Raw genomic sequence first — 17130 nt, 5'->3', positions numbered from 1 at the left:
GCCCGCCCCGCGCCGCCCGGTTTTCACCGGACAGCAAGGCCAGACGGCTGTGCACATCGGCCCCGGCGCCGCGCAAAATATCGCGTTCACCCAATAACGCAGCCACGTCACAGGCCATCGCCGCCAACCCCAGATCGTGCCCGCGCAGCAACAAATGCGCGATACGCGGGTGCGCCGGCAGTTGGGCCATCGCTTCGCCGTGGGGCGTCAGTTTTAGCCCACCCAGGGCGCCCAGGCGTTCCAGCAGTTGCTGCGCCTGTGCATAACTCGCGGCAGGCGGCACATCGAGCCAGGTCAGTTGCTCAGGGGTGACGCCCCAACGCGCCAGTTGCAGGGCCAACCCGGCCAGGTCGGCCTGGAGGATTTCAGCGCTGCCATAGGCCGACAGTTGCGCGTGCTGGTCTTCGGACCACAGCCGATAACACACCCCCGGCTCCAGTCGCCCGGCGCGGCCGGCCCGCTGGGTGGCACTGGCGCGGGAGATGCGCTGCGTGTCGAGGCGGGTCATGCCGCTGCCGGGGTCAAAACGTGGCACCCGCGCCAGCCCGGCGTCGATCACCACGCGCACGCCGTCGATGGTCAGGCTGGTTTCCGCGATGTTGGTGGCCAGCACCACTTTGCGTGTGCCGCTGGGCGCCGGTTCGATGGCGGCGCGCTGCGCGGCCAGATCCAGTTCGCCATGCAAGGGGCACAACGCGATGTCGCTGCGCTGGCCCAGGGCATCAGCCAATTGTTGAGTGACGCGACGGATCTCGGCCTGGCCGGGCAAAAACACCAGCACGCTGCCACTCTCGTCATGGATAGCGTCCAGCACGGTCTGCACCACACGCGGCTCGATAAACTCGCCCGGCACAAAAGGCCGCCCCCAGCGCATCGCCACCGGATACATGCGCCCTTCGCTGCGCAACACCGGGGCATCGTCTAGCAGGCTGGCCAACCGCTCGCCTTCAAGGGTGGCCGACATCAGCAGAATTTTCAGCGGCTGCTCATCGCGAAACAGCTCACGGCCATTGAGGCTCAAGGCCAACGCCAGATCGGCATCCAGACTACGCTCGTGGAACTCATCAAAAATCAGCAGCCCGACGCCTTCCAGCGCCGGGTCTTCTTGCAGACGGCGGGTCAGAATGCCTTCGGTGACCACTTCGATGCGTGTGGTGGGGCCGACTTTGCTGTCCAGACGGATGCGATAACCCACGGTTTCGCCGACTTTCTCACCCAGTTCGCTGGCCAATCGCTCGGCGGCAGCCCGCGCTGCCAGGCGTCGCGGCTCCAGCATCACGATGCGCTGACCGGCCAGCCATGGCTCATTCAACAGGGCCAGCGGCACACGGGTAGTTTTACCGGCGCCGGGCGGTGCTTCGAGCACCGCTTCGTGGCGCTCACGCAAGGCTTGACGCAGTGCAGGTAAAACTTCATCAATCGGCAAAGAAATCATGGTGGCTCCAGAACAGAGCGGCGAGTATAACGGCGAACGGTTATGCGTTAAGCGTGGTCTTAATTCTTCAGCGTGTTAGAGGTTTTCCTATGCGTACATTTTCCCGCGTCATTGGCGGTGTCGTGGTTGCGACGCTGCTCACTCAGCTGACCGCCTGCGGCAGTATTTTCTTTCCCGATCGTCGTGGCCAGATTGATGGCAAGATCGACCCGGTGGTGGTGGTGCTCGATGGCATCGGGCTGTTGTTTTACGTGATTCCGGGCCTGATCGCGTTTGGCGTCGACTTCGCCACCGGCGCTATTTATTTGCCGCCGGGCAAGACCGCGCAAATCGCCCCGGAAAAACTTCAGCAAGCCATTGGTGCTGACGGCAAAGTGGATAACAGCAAGCTGCAGGCCATTCTGGAAAGCGAGCTGGGCCGCAGCTTCCCGCTGAACGATCCACGCCTGATCCAGCACAAGGGCAGCACCCAGCAATTAGCGATGTATGGCTTGATCCCCGCAGCCTGATAAAGGAAGGCCAATGACCAGCAGTCCGGAACACGCACGCCTGTTACGCCTGGCCACCCGCGCCTCGGTGGCGGTGGCCAGTATTTTGATCATCACCAAAGCCATCGCCTGGTGGCTCAGTGGTTCGGTCAGCATGCTCGCCGGGCTGACAGACTCATTGCTCGATGGCGTGACCTCGTTCCTCAACCTGTTGGCGGTGCATTACGCGCTACGCCCGGCCGATGACGATCACCGCTATGGGCACGGCAAGGCGGAATCGTTGGCGGGCATGGCGCAAGCGCTGTTTATTGGCGTAAGTGCGGTGCTGATTGCCTTTCAGGCGTTCGACCGATTGAAACACCCCGAGCCGGTCAACGCGCCGTGGATCAGCATTGCCGTGATTGTGTTCTCGTTGGTAATGACCGTGGGCCTGCTGATCCTGCAACACCGCGTGATCAAGGCCACGGGCTCCAACGCGGTACGGGCAGATTCGCTGCATTACCGTTCAGACCTGATGCTCAACGGCAGCATTCTGGTTGCGCTGGTCTTCGCCGCCGTGGGTTTCTCGCAGCTGGATGCGTGGTTTGGTCTGGGGATTGCGGTGTACATCCTCTGGAGCGCCTTCCAGATTGCACGCGAGAGTTTTTCGGTACTGATGGACGAGGAGTTACCCACCGATGTCAGCGAAAACATGCTGGCTTTGGCCTGCGCTGTGCCGGGCGTTTTGGGCGCTCACGACTTGCGTACACGGATCTCGGGCAACATCTGGTTTGTGCAACTGCACCTTGAGCTACCGGGCCAACTCAGCTTGCTGGACGCTCACACCCTGAGTGACCAAGTGGCAGCAGCCATCGAAAACGCCTATCCACGGGCCGAGGTGCTGGTGCATGCGGACCCACAGGAGGTCGTCAAACCCAAGGCAGCGCCGTAGTCGCTGCCGAAGGCTGCGAAGCAACCCGTTCCCTCAAATCCTCAAACAACCCGGCAGTTTCAATACGTCACCTGATACCCACGACTATTCAAGCAATTACCCTCAGCCTGCCGGTAGGTCTGCACCACGGCCGGCGCTGGGGCGTAGGCAATGTGGGCCGGGTCGAAATGGCTCTGGTCAACCGCCCAGCGGTAGCAGTCGTAACGGTCCTGATCAATTTGTGCCGGGGTCTGGCCATTGGCCGGATACGCCACCACGTCATAACCGTTACTCACCGGTTGCGGCGCTGGCTGCACAATCGTCGCCGGTGGCTCGACCACGATGTAATCCTGGGTCGCCGGCTGGTATGCGTAATAAGACCCGGCCGCGAGGAAGAACAGCGAGCTGCCTACCCACACCTCACGCGCATAACTGGGGATGATGCTGACGCGAATCCCGTAGGGCGGCTGCACCACGATGTAGCGCGGACCTTCAGGGCGATACCAGTAGCCCCCTGAAAAGAAGAAGTTCTGCCCGCGATACGGCACTTGGCGATATTGGCCCGGGAAACGGTCAATGGCATAACCGGGACGGTATTGCGGGCCAGGGCCCCAGCCATTGCCATGCCCGTCCGGGCGACCGGCCCAGCGCACATCATTGGGGTGAACATTATTGCCACCGGGCCTGAAGTTTCGACCACCGGCTTGCCAGTTCTGGTTGCCGCCACGGTTGGGCATCTGAGTCTGCTGCACAGCATTTGGGCGCGGCTGAATCGGCAGGTTACTCACGGGCGGCCCAGGATGCTGCTGCCCTGGGCGCACCTCGAAATGCTGTTGAGGGCCAGGGTTGCCGGGCTGTGGATGAAACTCCGGGCGAGGCTGATTAGCCTGCGGCGGGCGATTTTCAGGGCGCGGCTGATTGCCTTGCTGCGGCCGGTTCTCTGGACGCTGCGCATTGCCCTGCCAACCCTCCGGTCGACCCTGGCGCTGCTCACCGCGCGGCTGATTACCTTCTTGCCAATGCTGACCACCGTTGGGCCGTGCTTCTTGAGAGTTTCCATCCCCTCGCTCATCAGCCAGTACTTGGCCGGTGACACTCACACAGAGCAAGCCAACCGTGGCCAAACGCCAGATGCGCGATTTCATGATGTTCCTCACTCGGGTTAGGGGGCGCGTAATCATAAGACTGGAAAACCGCAAAGCGGTTCTGCTCATGGCTAGCGGTTGCGTACTTTATTTTTGGGACGGCTAGCACCTGCCAGGCAGAACGGGCCTCAGTGTCATTCACATGCAAAGCCACTCTCCGTCTTCTTCAAGAATACTGCCGGGCCGCAGCAATAAAGAACATCTTCAACGAAATGCAGAGTTTAGCCACCGCTAACTGTGGCTGGACAGGGTTTAATTACACAGTTTTAAAACCAGGCTTGCCATTGGCTGCTCGCCATTCCTTAACTTTTTTCATAACGGCCTCAGGTGTTGCATCTTCATTAGAATCAGCATAGTAAATCAAGTCGGATCCATCGGGATGCTCAGTCACTCGCTCAAATTCTAAAACCGCAGCAATTTGCTCCTCCTCGCTCTGATAGCCAGCATCACAGACACTCTTAAGAAACAATAAAAAATCCGTCTCTGTATAATCCTCTAGCCTTTTAACTCCCATTTAACTCTCCATCCATATGTATTTGCGCATGACGCCTAGGCGAAATAATCAGCATATTGTCAAAATCGAATTTTAGCCCATCATTAGAAATATATGTAACGTGACGAATCTCAAACTTAACCTGCCCACCAACTCAATCTCTCTTTCGAACAAAAGGAGCGCGACCGTTTTTCATCTCAGAAAAATTATTATCAATAAAATTCCTAGACAGCTCAGCATCATTAGCCACCGCCTTCCAAAACGCCTCTCTAAACGCCCTGAAGTTCCTGAACTCCCGCCCACGAAGCTGATCGGCAATCTGCGATGGAATCGAAGCCCCTTCGCCTTGCGATGCGGCGCCCAACCAGATCACCGTTACTATCGGTCCTGCTCACAAGCATCAAATAAGATAGAGACAAACAATTCTCCGCTGGCCACAATACAAGCTAAATTAAAATCTCAGTCACCATTAGCGGTGACTGAGCATGATTTAATTACACAACCTTAAAACCTGGCTTGCCATTGGCTGCTCGCCACTCCTTAACTTCTTTCACAATCCCCTCTGGCGTATCAGCGCGATCGTCTTTTGGATAAAAAATCAAATCCGACCCATCAGGATGCTCCGTCAATCGCTCAAACTCAAGAACCATTTTAATATCTTCTTCCTCAGTACGTTTGCTGCTATCACATAGAGACATCACAAAATCTAAAAATTCTTCTTCTGTGTAATCATTAATTTTTTTCATGATCTTACTCCTCCACCCTGTGTATTTCTTTATGGCGCCTTGGCGTGACTACAGCAATATTATCAACATCATAAACAGCCCCACCCTTCGAAACATAAACCTTGTGATGGAGTTCAAACTTGATAGCAGCTCCCGCTCGATCAGAGGTCTTTACGTATGGAGCTTTTCCATTAACAACTGCTGATAAATTTTGCCTTTTTAATTGCTTTACTAGTTCAGCATCATTAGCCACCGCCTTCCAAAACGCCTCTCTAAGCGCCCTGAAGTTCCTGAACTCCCGCCCACGAAGCTGATCGGCAATCTGCGATGGAATCGAAGTCCCTTCGCCTTGCGATGCGGCGCCCAACCAGATCACCGTTACTATCGGTCCTGCTCACAAGCATCACATAAGGTAGAGATAAACAGTTATTCCCTTGAGCACAACACACGCCAAATTAAATGCTCAGTCACCACTAGCGGTGACTGAGCGTAACTTAATCACACAACTTTAAAACCAGGCTTGCCATTGGCTGCTCGCCATTTTTTCACCGCATCCATGACACCTTGCGGACTATCAGCGCCAATATCTGGATAAAAAATCAAACCATTGCCCTGCGGATGCTCTGTAACCTTGGAAAAATGCGCAATAAGCTCATCGTGTTCCTCCTCCGAAGACACCTCTAAGGCCCATATAGCAGTTAGAAACTCGAGAAATTCGTATTCAGTATAGCCTTCAAATTTATTTTTAAATTTCATATCTAACTCCAATATCATTTATGCAATTCAACATGCTCTTTAGGGGTAACAACTCGCATATTATCCACATCAAAAACCCCTCCATCATTTTTTAAAAATATAACATGGTGAATTTCAAACTTCATTTGTCCCCCAACTTGTTCTGACGGAGCAGCATAGGGAGAATAACCTTTCAATTTCATTCGAGCTAAGTTCACAGATGAAAATTGTTTAGCCAATTCAAAATCATTAGCCACCGCCTTCCAAAACGCCTCTCGAAACGCCCTGAAGTTCCTGAACTCCCGACCACGAAGCTGGTCGGCAATCTGCGATGGAATCGGGGCCCCTTCGCCTTGCGATGCTGCGCCTAACCAGCCCCTATCCATGGCTTGTCCAGTATTTAGACTTTGTCCAAATAGGAGGCTAATAGATTTTCCTGAAAATACAATAATTAGCTAATCATACTATTAAGAAAAAAGTTCAGCCACCGCTAACTGCTGCTGAACTTATTCCTATTTATTACACCACTTTAAAACCTGGTTTACCATTGGCTGCTCGCCAACTCTTAATTTCTTCTACCACTGAATCAGGGCCACTCTTTCCAGGCTCAGGATAATATAACAAATCCGACCCGGACGGATGCTCTGATATATCTTCAAATTTTATGACAGCGCTAGTATGCTCTTCCTCTGAAGAATATTCAGCATTGTAGATTCTTTTGACAAAAGAAAGAAATTCAGACTCCGTCATTTCACTTATCTTATTACTCATCTACTATACTCCGATGAATTTCAATGTGATGCTTTGGAGTTACGACGCTGACATTATCAATATCATAAACACCACCTTCTTGAGATATATGTTGCTTATGATGCAACTCGCTTTTCCTTCGCCCTCCGCTGCGTTCAGACTTTTTAACAAATGGCGAAAAACCTTTCTTCATAATAGCAACATTACCAGGATCAAATTTTTTCGTTAATTCAGCATCATTAGCCACCGCCTTCCAAAACGCCTCTCGAAACGCCCTGAAGTTCCTGAACTCCCGACCACGAAGCTGGTCGGCAATCTGCGATGGAATCGGGGCCCCGTCGCCTTGCGATGCTGCGCCTAACCAGATCCCCGTGACCGCCTGACCTGCTCCTGTTGCAACCCCCGGATCCTCACGACGGTCCTTGAACATGACATACAGCGCAGGTAAACCAGAATCCGCCGGAAACACGGTAATGAAGTCGTCAAACCCGGCTTCAGCAAGCCCCGGGAAGGTGTCAATTCTTCCTTCAACAGGCGTTACCGTTACACCCGTGTAGACCGGTGGCGCAGTGGGTTCAGCAGGTAAGGTGGTCGAGCTATTGCCTGGGTTAACGATGGGTGTCCATGTCAACGTTCGGGGCGGCACGTCCTCAGTGGTTACGCTGTAAACATTCTGCTCAGCGTTAAAAGTAGCAGCTACTACCTTTACGTTCGACGGTACGACCCTCCCGTCGGCCTTGGCGACGAAAACTTCAGACTGCCCGTCAGCTGCTGTTTTGGAGCTGATGCGTACGGGCAAGTCAACAGAGCCACCCGAGGCGGCAATAGCCCATAAGTTCTGCCCATCGTGCGAAATCAGATCCGATAGCGGCGTACTGAAAGCATAACGTTCAGGCAGTTCGCCATTGGCCAGCTTGGACGAGTAGACCAGAGCAGACACACCGACAAAAAAACCCGACACCGTACCCGCCGCCAAGCCAGTTATCGCTGCAATTGAAGAGCGAATAGCCGCTTGCAAAGTCACTGCCGCCGTATCAATAACCGCAGCGGTGCCTGCGGGGGTTAGAAACAGCGAACTTGACGCTGATGCAGGGCCGGGAGCTTTAAACGCATTGGCTACGCGGATAGCCTCTGCAGCACGTGCTTGTTCGTCTGCTACACGCTTGGCCTCTGCCTCGGCTGCGAGGCGGGCCTGTTCGGCAGCTTCAGCAGCAAGCCGTTGCGTTTCCAAGGCCTGCTCAACCTGATTCGCTCGCTCGGCCAGAGCGCCAAGTGCTTTCGCGGTGGCAGTAAGGTGCCTGGCAGACTCAACCTTGAGCAACGCATCGTGGTAGCTCTGCCATTTAGTCCCTATCTCCGTGTGGCCTTGTAAGTAAACCAGCTCGTGGAGCGCTTCCAGTTCAGGTTTGCTTAAGGGGGCTTTTATGTTCGGGTTTTCCACCGGGAAGTGGACTGTAACGCCGCCACTACTAAAAGAAGGGGGCGCGTAAGCAGGGTTAACCGCAGCCATTTTAGACGCGGCCATATGCTCCAATGTCGACCGGTAATGACCCAAGGCTTGAGCGGGCGACATGCCGTCCATCGCGCCCGCTGCCGCAATAAACTCAGAATAGAGGTTTTCCGGCAATTGCTGGGCGTGGATATCTCGTTCCTGAGTAATGATTTCTAATTGCTGAGACGGTGCGAGTTTGGTCTCAGCAGTTTGAGCCTGCTCTATTTTTTGCGCCTGCTCTGCAAGTCTCCCTGCAAGGTCCGCTGTTGAAAGCGACAGCACTTTAAGCTCCATGGCCGACTTATAGACCGTGTCAAACAGTGCGTATAAGTCCATCAAACTTTCGGGGGTGGTGTTTCCCGAATTCAGAAGCTCGCTCATTTTCTGACGCGGTAGCACTTCCATCAAAAAATAAGGGCTCAAGCTATAGAGCCCATAGATAGCAGGCGCAATAGTGGCGTAACGAGATATTTTTGAAGCGATCAGGTCTAATGTCGCCTTTTGTTCACGTACAAGAGCCTCAGCAGGCGTCAAATCTTGATTCTCTTTAGCCGCCTGTTTTGCTGCCTCCCATTCTCGCTGGGTATCTGCTAACAAAAGGTTGAATCGTGCACTGTATTCGTGATCAATCGCTTTTAGGCTGTGGATTTGCTCATTCATGAACTCAGTCATGACGTGCGGTGTGGCTACATTACGAATGCTGCTCTCCCCACCTAATCCTCTGTGCGGGCCATCATTCAGCCCCCAAGCTATTTGGCCACCTCCGATTAGAACTTGAGGCTGATTACTCACCCTGATTGATACGGGTCCTATCGCGTAGGAACTAGGGCCTAGTACCCTATGTGCGCCTAAATACTTAGTTATTTCATCCTCCATATAAATCCCCTGCTGTCATTCTAACTGTTTAAGGAACCTCCCAAGACACTCGTAAAATAGTAGTACTAATTTAGATAACTTATACGTATCTAACGCATTTTCAGAAATGAACCATGACGTTAAAGGTTTTATACTTAAAAAGAGAAAGACACTTCCGAAAACAATGAACGAATAATCCTATGCAATCGCAACAACTTAAACACCATTCAACAACCACCTAATAAATAAAACTTTAGAGCTCTTCTAATTAATGACTTTACATTCTTATATATTCAGTTCAATTGCGCAGAAGGCCTTGGGTCTCCAAGCGTTACGAGCGTTAGAGTGTTATGCACGCCAAGTTGGGCGCGCACAATAAAAAAGGGCGACCCGTCGGTCGCCCTTTGAATTTTTCCGTCCAGGCTCAACACTTGTGATGTTGGCTCACCTCGCCCCGTCTTCTGGACAGTGCGTAGCCCGGGGGCCGGGGCAACCCTGTTGGGTTGGCGGCCGCGGCAGGCCTGATTCGGCGGCCGCAGTGGACTCTATGTCCGGGCAGTGATTCTGGTAATAAGAATAGGCCTGAGGCGCCGGCAGAGGATTGCGAAGATTGCCGAATAAAATAGCACTTGCGCAATTTTTGCCTTCAGATGGATACTTTGCCGCAATAGTTATTACAAAGGGTGTCTACGTGAGCAAACTGGACCGGTACGACCTAAGCATTTTGGCGGAATTACAGCGTGATGCGCGCATCTCTAACCAGGAATTGGCCGAACGTATCGGGCTGTCGCCTTCGCCTTGCTCACGTCGGGTCAAGCAACTGGAAGACGACGGCTATATCTCGCGTCAGGTCGCGTTGCTGGACCGCAAGCTGCTGGGGTTGAGCCTCACGGCCTACGTGCTGATCGGCATGGACCGCCATACCCCTGAGCGTTTTGAGAACTTTGAGGCGGCGATTCGTACGCTGCCGCAAGTGCTCGAGTGCAGCCTGGTGACGGGCATAGACGCCGATTACCAGTTGAAAGTGGTCGTACCGGACATGGACCATTATCAAAAGCTGCTGTTGGGCCACTTGACCCGTATTGATGGCGTGACCAGCGTACGTTCCAGTTTTGTGCTGAACCAGGTGCTCAACAGCACCGAGTTGCCGTTGACGCATTTGCGTACGTGATTAACACCCTGTAGTCGCTGCCGAAGGCTGCGATGGGTTGCGTAGCAACCCCGGCTCAGCACGCACAAACGAAGGTCCTTCGGCCCTTATCGCAGCCTGCGGCAGCGGCTACAGGATTGCGAGCGCCCCAACACGCGATCGATGGAGACCCCAATGGATCCTGCCGTATTTGAAGAATGGATGATGACGATACTGGTCAGCGTGCTGATCCTGTTTATGGGCTTTATCGTCTGGGACCTGGCGAAAAAGTCCAAGGCCGGGCGCTTTGGTTCGATGATTCTGTTTTTTGTGCTCGGGCTTGGGGTCGCCGCGTTTGTGATCAAAAGCGTGGTGATCGGCCTGATCGAGACTGGCGCGTTATAACCGCGCCGGCACTTCTTTGTAGTGGCCTTGTTCCAGCCCCTCTATCGTCCAGTCGCCGATGCGCACCCGCACCAGACGCAGCGTCGGCAACCCCACCGCCGCCGTCATGCGCCGAACCTGGCGGTTACGCCCTTCGCGAATCACCAACTCCAGCCAAGACGTCGGGACGCTTTTGCGAAACCGCACCGGCGGGTTGCGTGGCCACAGTTCAGGTTCTTCCAGCGCTCGCGCCTCGGCGGGCAGGGTTTTGCCGTCATTCAGTTGCACGCTGTCACGCAGTTGCTGCAATTGCTCTGCTGTCGGCTCGCCCTCCACCTGCACCCAATAAGTTTTCGGCAGCTTGTGTTTGGGATCGGCAATTTTGGCCTGTAGCTGGCCGTCATTGGTCAGCAGCAGCAAACCTTCGCTGTCACGGTCCAGGCGCCCGGCCGGGTAGATCCCCGGAATCGGGATAAAGTCTTTGAGAGTCGCCCGCCCGCCTTCGTCGCTGAACTGGGTCAGGACATCGAACGGTTTGTTGAACAGAAACAATTTGGGCTCAGCTGGCGGTGCCTTGGCCACACGGCGATTGGCAGCAGTGGGGCTGGTGCTTTTAGGCGCCGGACGGCGTGGGGCGGGACGAGCAGGACGGGACATGACAAAAAGAACATCTAGCGATCAGGGCTGGTCATGCTAGTGCCCTGATCGCTAAATGACCACTTGAATCAACGGAACGGCGGTTCGTCGAAGCTGCGCAGTTTGCGCGAGTGCAGCGAGTTGAGCTGGCCACGCATCAAGTCGACGGCAGCGATACCGATTTTCAAGTGCTGGCTCACGGCCCGTTCATAGAACGCGTTGGCCGAGCCCGGCAGTTTGATTTCGCTGTGCAGGGGTTTGTCCGAGACACACAGCAACGTGCCGTACGGCACCCGCAAACGGTAGCCCTGAGCCGCGATGGTGCCGCTTTCCATGTCCACCGCGACCGCACGGGACAGGTTGATCAGCGGACGCTCCTGCGCCCAGCGCAATTCCCAGTTACGGTCGTCGTAGGTCAACACAGTGCCGGTACGCAGGCGTTTTTTCAGCTCATCGCCGCGCTCGCCAGTGACCTGCGCGGCCGCTTCCTGCAACGCCAATTGCACTTCGGCCAGTGCCGGGATCGGGATGTTCGGCGGTACGACGCGGTCCAGAATCCCGTCGCGGCGCATGTAGGCGTGAGCCAGCACGTAGTCGCCGATGGTCTGCGATTGGCGCAGCCCGCCGCAGTGGCCGATCATCAGCCAGCAATGCGGGCGCAACACGGCCAGGTGGTCGGTGATGTTTTTCGCGTTGGAAGGGCCGACACCGATGTTCACCAGGGTGATGCCGTGGCCGTCGCTGGCCTGCAAGTGATACGCCGGCATTTGATAGCGGTGCCAGACCACACCGGCAGCAATTGCCTGGGCTTCGCCGTAGTCCATGGACTTTTCGATGATCACGTTACCGGGCATAACCATGCGCACAAAACGCGGGTCATCACGCAGTTGCTCAAGGCCATGGAGAATGAACTGGTCCACGTAGCGGTGGTAGTTGGTCAGCAGGATCCACGGCTGAACATGGCGCCAGTCACTGCCGGTGTAGTGCACCAAGCGGCGCAGCGAGAAGTCGACACGAGCCGCATCAAACAGCGCCAGAGGCAGCGGATCGGTGTTTTCCCAGTCATACAGGCCATCGGCGATGCCATCGGTGGCGGCCGACAGGTCGGTGCTCGGGAAAACCCGCGCCAGCGCTGCGGCCGTTACGCCGGAGCCTGCAAGCTCGTCGCCCTGCTCAACCACGTACGGGTACGGGATGTCTTGCTGGCTGACACCGACTTCGACCACCACGGTGAAATCACGCATCAACGGCACCAACTGCTCCAGCAGGTAGTGACGGAACGCAGCGGGATGGGTGACGGTGACGCTGTAGGTGCCAGGCAGTTGCACCTTGGCATAAGCACGGGTGGTGGTCGGGACTTCGCCATGGATGCGGTAGGTCAGACGCAGTTCCGGGTAACGAAACAGAGCACGTTCTTCCGGGGTCGGTTCGATCCGGTCTTTCAGGTAGCGCTTGAGTGCCTGGCTTAACGCCGTGGTTGCGCGTTCATGCAGGGCCGCAAGGCGGTCGACAGCCTCGGCAGCGGTTGAAACGACAATAAAAGCTTCGGTCACGATAAGCATCCTGTCTTCTGAACTGGCAGGCCTTTATCTTGCCTGTATCAGTCGTTAAAGCATACCGGGCACACCACAAAACCCTGTAGCCGTACGATCGGTGGGAGCGGGCTTGCTCGCGATTGGATTGACTCGGTGCCACAGACAGACCGGGTTGTCTTTATCGCGAGCAAGCCCGCTCCCACAGTGCATGGGTGGGTGAGGGTTAAAGGATGTGCGGGGTTGAGCGCGCGACGATGGCGGCGACGTTCAGGCCGCGTGGCAGGTTGCCGTAGGCGCGGCCATTGCCGTGTAGCCGACTGGCAATAAAGGCGTCGCTGACGTCGCTGTTACCAGCTTCCAAAAGCAGTTTGGCCTGTAGGCCCAAGGCAATGTCTTCGGTCAGTTGTCGGGCGCGGTATTGAATGTCATCGGTGTCTTTAAAGGCCTGCTGCAACTGGCCAATGTGCTGCGCCAAACGCGCATCGCCATGGCCGTCACCCAACTCGGCAAACAACGCGTCCAGCACGCCCGGTTCTTTGGACAAGGCGCGTAACACGTCGAGGCATTGCACGTTACCGGAGCCTTCCCACGTTGAGTTGACCGGCGCCTCGCGGTACAGGCGCGGCAGGATGCTGTCTTCAACATACCCCGCGCCGCCCATGCATTCCGCCGCTTCGTTAATCATGGCCGGGGCGCGCTTGCAGATCCAATACTTGCCCACTGCCGTCACCAACCGCGAGAAACGGGCCTCGTGGGAGTCATCCAGATGGTCCAGCGCGCGGCCCATGCGCAGGCTCAAGGCCAGCGCGGCTTCGCTTTCCAGCGCCAGGTCAGCCAGCACGTTTTGCATCAAGGGTTGTTCAGCCAACACCCGGCCGCCCACCAGGCGGTGCGCACAGTGATGGCTGGCCTGGGTCAGCGCCTGCCTCATCAGCGCGCTGGAGCCCACCATGCAATCGAAGCGGGTCATGGCGACCATTTCAATGATCGTCGGCACGCCGCGCCCTTCTTCGCCGATCATCCACGCCAGCGCGCCACGAAACTCTACTTCGCTGGAGGCATTTGAACTGTTGCCCAGTTTGTTTTTCAGACGCTGGATGTAGAACTCATTACGGCTGCCATCGGGGCGGTGGCGCGGCAGCAGAAAACAGCTCAGGCCTTTGTCGGTTTGCGCCAAGGTCAAAAAACCATCGCACATGGGCGCCGAGCAAAACCATTTGTGCCCGAGCAGCTCATACGCCTGCCCCGGCCCGGCAGCGCCCACCGGGTAGGCGCGGGTGGTGTTGGCGCGCACATCGGTGCCGCCCTGTTTTTCGGTCATTGCCATGCCCAGGGTGACCCCGGCTTTTTGGCTGATGTCGACGTTACGCGGGTCGTATTCCGGGGCCAGCACTTTGGGCAGCCATACGTGGGCAATGTCCGGTTGCAGGCGCAAGGCCGGGACGCTGGCGAAGGTCATGGTCAGCGGGCAACCACTGCCGGCTTCGGCCTGGCTGTGCAGGTAGGTCATGGAGGCCCGGGCCACATGAGCGCCGGGCTGCGGGTCGGTCCAGGGTAAGGACGGCAGGCCGTGCTCAATCGCGGTACGCATCAGTTCGTGGTACGCGGGGTGAAACTCCACCAGATCGATCCGATGGCCAAAGCGGTCATGGCTGACAAACACCGGTTTGTTTTCATTGGCCAAAAAGCCCGCTGCCATCAACGGCCCACCGGCCAGCGCCCCGTATTGGTCAATCCGCCCTTGCGCCCAACCCGCACCGAAGTGCTGGCTCCAGTGCTGCAACGGCAGGTCGATACGGTACAGATTGACGCCGTCCAACGACGGCGGCTGATTGGTCACTTGGTGGGTTTCGGCGTATTGATGCAGGTTCATGGCGCGGGCTCCTCGGATCAATCCAATGACCCAGTGAAGCACGCACAGCCACCATCACAAGTGGCATATGCGCCTAAGACCCGGCGCTTTTGCCCTCACCGACCACCAACAGGCGCTGCGCAAGGGCGTGCTGCACGTCATCGATACCCAGCGGTTTGATCAAGGCATCGGTGATCGCGTCGACCTGCCCACGCGCCGCTTGGGCCTCGGCGGCAGACTCAAACACCGCCAGCACTGGCAGTTGCAAACACACCGCCAGGGTCAGCAGTTGAGCGTCTTTTGAAGTGGCGGTTATCCGCGCCAGCGGGCAACCGAGCAGCACTGCATCGACGCGCTCACGGCGCAGCAGGTCGATGGCTGCCTGCCCGCTGTCGGCGCAATGCACGCGATAGCCCAATGCGAGCAGCATGCCGTACAGGTCCGGAGCACCGACGTCGTGGTCTTCAACCAGCAACACGGCGCACTCCATCGGGCTTTTTTTCAGGCTCAGGATCGTGCTCTGGGTAGCCGGGGCCAAAGCCTCAAGCTCCAGCGAGACCTGGAACTGCGAGCCCTGACGCGGCAGCGAATGGTGAGTCAACTGGCCGCCCATCAGCTCTACCAAGCGCCGGCAGATAGCCAGACCAATCCCCAGGCCGCCGTAGTTGCGAGTCATGGAACCATCGACCTGGAAGAAGTGCTGGTACAGCTCGGCCCGTTCCTGATGAACAAAGCCGATGCCGCTGTCGATCACATTAAAAGCCAACGACCAGCGCGCCTCGTCGATAGCTTTGCCGGTCACGCGTAAAATTACCCCGCCTTCGCAGGTGAACTTGATGGCGTTATCCAGCAAGCATTCGAGGCACTGGCGAATTTTCGCTTCGTCCCCAACCCAGTGATCAGGCAAACCGTGGGCAATGTCATACGAAAAAGTCAGCCCTTTACTGCGGGCCTTTGGGGCGAATTCAGCACTCAAGCCTTTGAGCAGTTCGCCAAGGCTTAAGGGCTGCAACTCGGCCGTGAGACGACCGGCCTGCAATTCGGTCAGGGACAAAATGCCATTGACCATGCCCATCATTTGCCGCGCCGAGCCTTCGGCGGTCTGGGTGTAGAACTCGAGTTCAGAGCCCATGTCCAGGGTTTTGATCAGTTCCAACGAACCGATTACCCCGTTCATGGGCGTGCGCAGTTCGTGGGTGACCGTGGACAGGAACTCGTCTTTGAGTTGGTTGGTGCGGGCCAGTTGCTGGTTCATCGCTGCCAGTTTTTGCCCGGTTTCTTGCAAGGTGCGCGCATGCAGATCACGCATGGCGTTGATCCGGTCGGCCAGCGCCAGCGACAGCAGGCAGCCTTCGACCGCCGAGCCGATCTGGCTGGCGTACATGGTCAGGAAGACGTTCGGCAAATAGCCCAGGACCATCAGCGTGTTGACCAGACCTCCGAGCAAAAAGGCCGACCAGGCAATTACAAAATAGCGCGCCACCCGCAAACCACGGGCCCAGGCCACCACGCCCGCAACAAAGATGACCACGATAAACGCCAGCGCCAGCGCCGTGGCCAGCCGCAGGGCCACGGCATAACTGGTGATCAGCGACAGCAGCATGACCAGCGCACCGACGCCCATCAGCAGGATCAGCGCACGGTCCAGCCAGCGGCTTTGCGAGCCGATCTGCAAAAAGGAGCGCGCAAACTGGCAGCCAAAGAGCGCAGCCGAACCGATCAAAAACGGCACTGACGCGTTGGCCCACCACGGGTTATTGGGCCAGAAATACTGCACCGCCGCACCGTTGACCGCGAGCTGGTACAGGCCGAACGAGGCCATATAGACGATGTAATACAGGTAGCTGGTGTCACGCACGCTGATGTAGATGAACAGGTTGTACACCAGCATCCCCAGCAGAACCCCGTAAATCAGGCCCAGCACATAAATGCGCTGGGGCTGTTCTTCGAGGTAGGCCTGTGCGGACCACAAGGTGAGCGGCGCTTGAATAGAGCCTTCGCTGGCCAGGCGCAGGTAGACGGTCTGGCTTTGCCCAGGGCTGAAATTGAGTTCGAAGAGGTAGTTGTTTTCTTTGATTTGCCGATTGCCGAAGGGCAAGGCATCGCCGGTGCGCTCAGCCAGATAGTAGTTGCCCGCCGCATCGGCCAGGTACAGGTCGATGTTGTCCAGCGGCGGATACGCCAGCTCCATCAACCAGGTGCGGTGTGCCGTGGGGTCTTTGGGCAAGTATTGCAGATCAATTTTCAGCCAGAAGGCCGAACGCGAATAACCCGCATTCAGCGTGTCTTTGGTGTGGAGCTTGAACAGACCCGGGTTGGCGATGACATCGCTCAACGTCGCCTGGCCCCCCACATCTTCGAAGACCTGCATCACTCGGCCCAAGGGCAGGCTCTGGGTGGTTTCGTCGAACTCGACGGCGCCGGCCAGCATCGGTAGCCAGCCCAGCATCATAATCAGCAAATAGCGCATACAGCCCCAGCGTGGTCCGCCCGGTTACGTGCAGAATCTCCTGTTCCGTTTGAGACCGCGTCGACCGTCTTACCTGTTAGTAATGTGGGGCTCACT

General features: G+C 56.6%; 17 protein-coding genes and 1 pseudogene. 4 read left to right on the top strand and 14 right to left on the bottom strand.

Features of this window, described 5'->3' with window-relative positions:
* A partial coding sequence (gene hrpB, locus GHO32_RS06695; RefSeq protein ID WP_153442801.1) for an ATP-dependent helicase HrpB occupies positions 1 to 1435 on the bottom strand: 1435 nt, incomplete at its 3' end.
* 89 nt (positions 1436 to 1524) lie between these two features.
* Between hrpB and GHO32_RS06690 the strand changes: the two genes are divergently transcribed.
* On the top strand, positions 1525 to 1944 hold the full coding sequence (locus GHO32_RS06690) for a polyribonucleotide nucleotidyltransferase (protein ID WP_123752047.1): 420 nt from the start codon (positions 1525 to 1527) through the stop codon (positions 1942 to 1944).
* A gap of 13 nt (positions 1945 to 1957) precedes the next feature.
* Positions 1958 to 2854: a cation diffusion facilitator family transporter gene (locus GHO32_RS06685; protein ID WP_048390577.1), complete on the top strand. Its 897-nt coding sequence runs from the start codon at positions 1958 to 1960 to the stop codon at positions 2852 to 2854.
* Positions 2855 to 2913: 59 nt separating this feature from the next.
* On the opposite strand, the gene GHO32_RS06680 is transcribed toward GHO32_RS06685, so the two are convergent.
* From GHO32_RS06680 to GHO32_RS06645, 9 genes and pseudogenes are all read right to left on the bottom strand, one after another.
* Entirely contained in the window at positions 2914 to 3978 is a 1065-nt protein-coding gene (locus tag GHO32_RS06680) for a DUF6515 family protein (RefSeq protein ID WP_153336969.1), read from the bottom strand.
* Between the two features lie 256 nt (positions 3979 to 4234).
* Complete coding sequence (locus tag GHO32_RS06675) at positions 4235 to 4492, bottom strand: bacteriocin immunity protein (RefSeq protein WP_048367591.1); 258 nt, start codon at positions 4490 to 4492, stop codon at positions 4235 to 4237.
* Positions 4482 to 4844 (bottom strand): annotated as a pseudogene (locus tag GHO32_RS27150) (hypothetical protein). The gene GHO32_RS06675 and the pseudogene GHO32_RS27150 overlap by 11 nt, the downstream one beginning before the upstream one ends.
* 121 nt (positions 4845 to 4965) lie before the next feature.
* Positions 4966 to 5217, bottom strand: a complete 252-nt coding sequence (locus tag GHO32_RS06670) for a bacteriocin immunity protein (RefSeq protein WP_048367593.1) — start codon at positions 5215 to 5217, stop codon at positions 4966 to 4968.
* Between the two features lie 4 nt (positions 5218 to 5221).
* On the bottom strand, positions 5222 to 5572 hold the full coding sequence (locus GHO32_RS06665; protein ID WP_368668343.1) for an HNH endonuclease signature motif containing protein: 351 nt from the start codon (positions 5570 to 5572) through the stop codon (positions 5222 to 5224).
* A 122-nt stretch (positions 5573 to 5694) separates the two neighbouring features.
* Positions 5695 to 5952: a bacteriocin immunity protein gene (locus tag GHO32_RS06660; protein WP_153336948.1), complete on the bottom strand. Its 258-nt coding sequence runs from the start codon at positions 5950 to 5952 to the stop codon at positions 5695 to 5697.
* A gap of 14 nt (positions 5953 to 5966) precedes the next feature.
* On the bottom strand, positions 5967 to 6359 hold the full coding sequence (locus GHO32_RS06655) for an HNH endonuclease signature motif containing protein (protein ID WP_371924561.1): 393 nt from the start codon (positions 6357 to 6359) through the stop codon (positions 5967 to 5969).
* 91 nt (positions 6360 to 6450) lie between these two features.
* The gene (locus GHO32_RS06650; protein ID WP_153336946.1) at positions 6451 to 6702 is read right to left on the bottom strand and encodes a bacteriocin immunity protein; all 252 of its coding nucleotides are present in this window, start codon (positions 6700 to 6702) and stop codon (positions 6451 to 6453) included.
* Positions 6695 to 8833 (bottom strand): S-type pyocin domain-containing protein, encoded by a 2139-nt coding sequence (locus GHO32_RS06645; protein ID WP_153336945.1) that lies wholly within the window; start codon positions 8831 to 8833, stop codon positions 6695 to 6697. The genes GHO32_RS06650 and GHO32_RS06645 overlap by 8 nt, the downstream gene beginning before the upstream one ends.
* Before the next feature lie 886 nt (positions 8834 to 9719).
* Between GHO32_RS06645 and GHO32_RS06640 the strand changes: the two genes are divergently transcribed.
* Together GHO32_RS06640 and GHO32_RS06635 are read left to right on the top strand one after the other, a co-directional pair.
* A complete protein-coding gene (locus GHO32_RS06640) occupies positions 9720 to 10199 on the top strand; it encodes an Lrp/AsnC family transcriptional regulator (RefSeq protein ID WP_048367596.1) in 480 nt (159 codons plus the stop codon).
* A 153-nt stretch (positions 10200 to 10352) separates the two neighbouring features.
* On the top strand, positions 10353 to 10562 hold the full coding sequence (locus GHO32_RS06635) for a DUF2788 domain-containing protein (RefSeq protein ID WP_153335826.1): 210 nt from the start codon (positions 10353 to 10355) through the stop codon (positions 10560 to 10562).
* Here GHO32_RS06635 and GHO32_RS06630 read toward each other — a convergent pair.
* The 4 genes from GHO32_RS06630 to GHO32_RS06615 all read right to left on the bottom strand — a co-directional run bounded on the left by GHO32_RS06630 (position 10557) and on the right by GHO32_RS06615 (position 17034).
* A complete protein-coding gene (locus GHO32_RS06630; protein WP_372239788.1) occupies positions 10557 to 11123 on the bottom strand; it encodes a pseudouridine synthase in 567 nt (188 codons plus the stop codon). The two genes, GHO32_RS06635 and GHO32_RS06630, sit on opposite strands and share 6 nt — an antisense overlap.
* 143 nt (positions 11124 to 11266) lie before the next feature.
* Positions 11267 to 12739, bottom strand: a complete 1473-nt coding sequence (gene amn / locus GHO32_RS06625) for an AMP nucleosidase (RefSeq protein ID WP_153335827.1) — start codon at positions 12737 to 12739, stop codon at positions 11267 to 11269.
* Between the two features lie 196 nt (positions 12740 to 12935).
* Positions 12936 to 14585: an acyl-CoA dehydrogenase family protein gene (locus GHO32_RS06620; RefSeq protein ID WP_153335828.1), complete on the bottom strand. Its 1650-nt coding sequence runs from the start codon at positions 14583 to 14585 to the stop codon at positions 12936 to 12938.
* A 73-nt stretch (positions 14586 to 14658) separates the two neighbouring features.
* Positions 14659 to 17034 (bottom strand): hybrid sensor histidine kinase/response regulator, encoded by a 2376-nt coding sequence (locus GHO32_RS06615; RefSeq protein ID WP_153335829.1) that lies wholly within the window; start codon positions 17032 to 17034, stop codon positions 14659 to 14661.
* Between the last annotated feature and the right edge of the window lie 96 nt (positions 17035 to 17130).

The organism is Pseudomonas sp. FSL R10-2189, assembly GCF_009600325.1.
Classification (GTDB): Bacteria; Pseudomonadota; Gammaproteobacteria; order Pseudomonadales; family Pseudomonadaceae; genus Aquipseudomonas; species Aquipseudomonas helleri.
The sequence above is the reverse complement of the archived record's forward strand: the minus strand, read 5'-3'. Positions and strand labels throughout refer to the sequence as shown.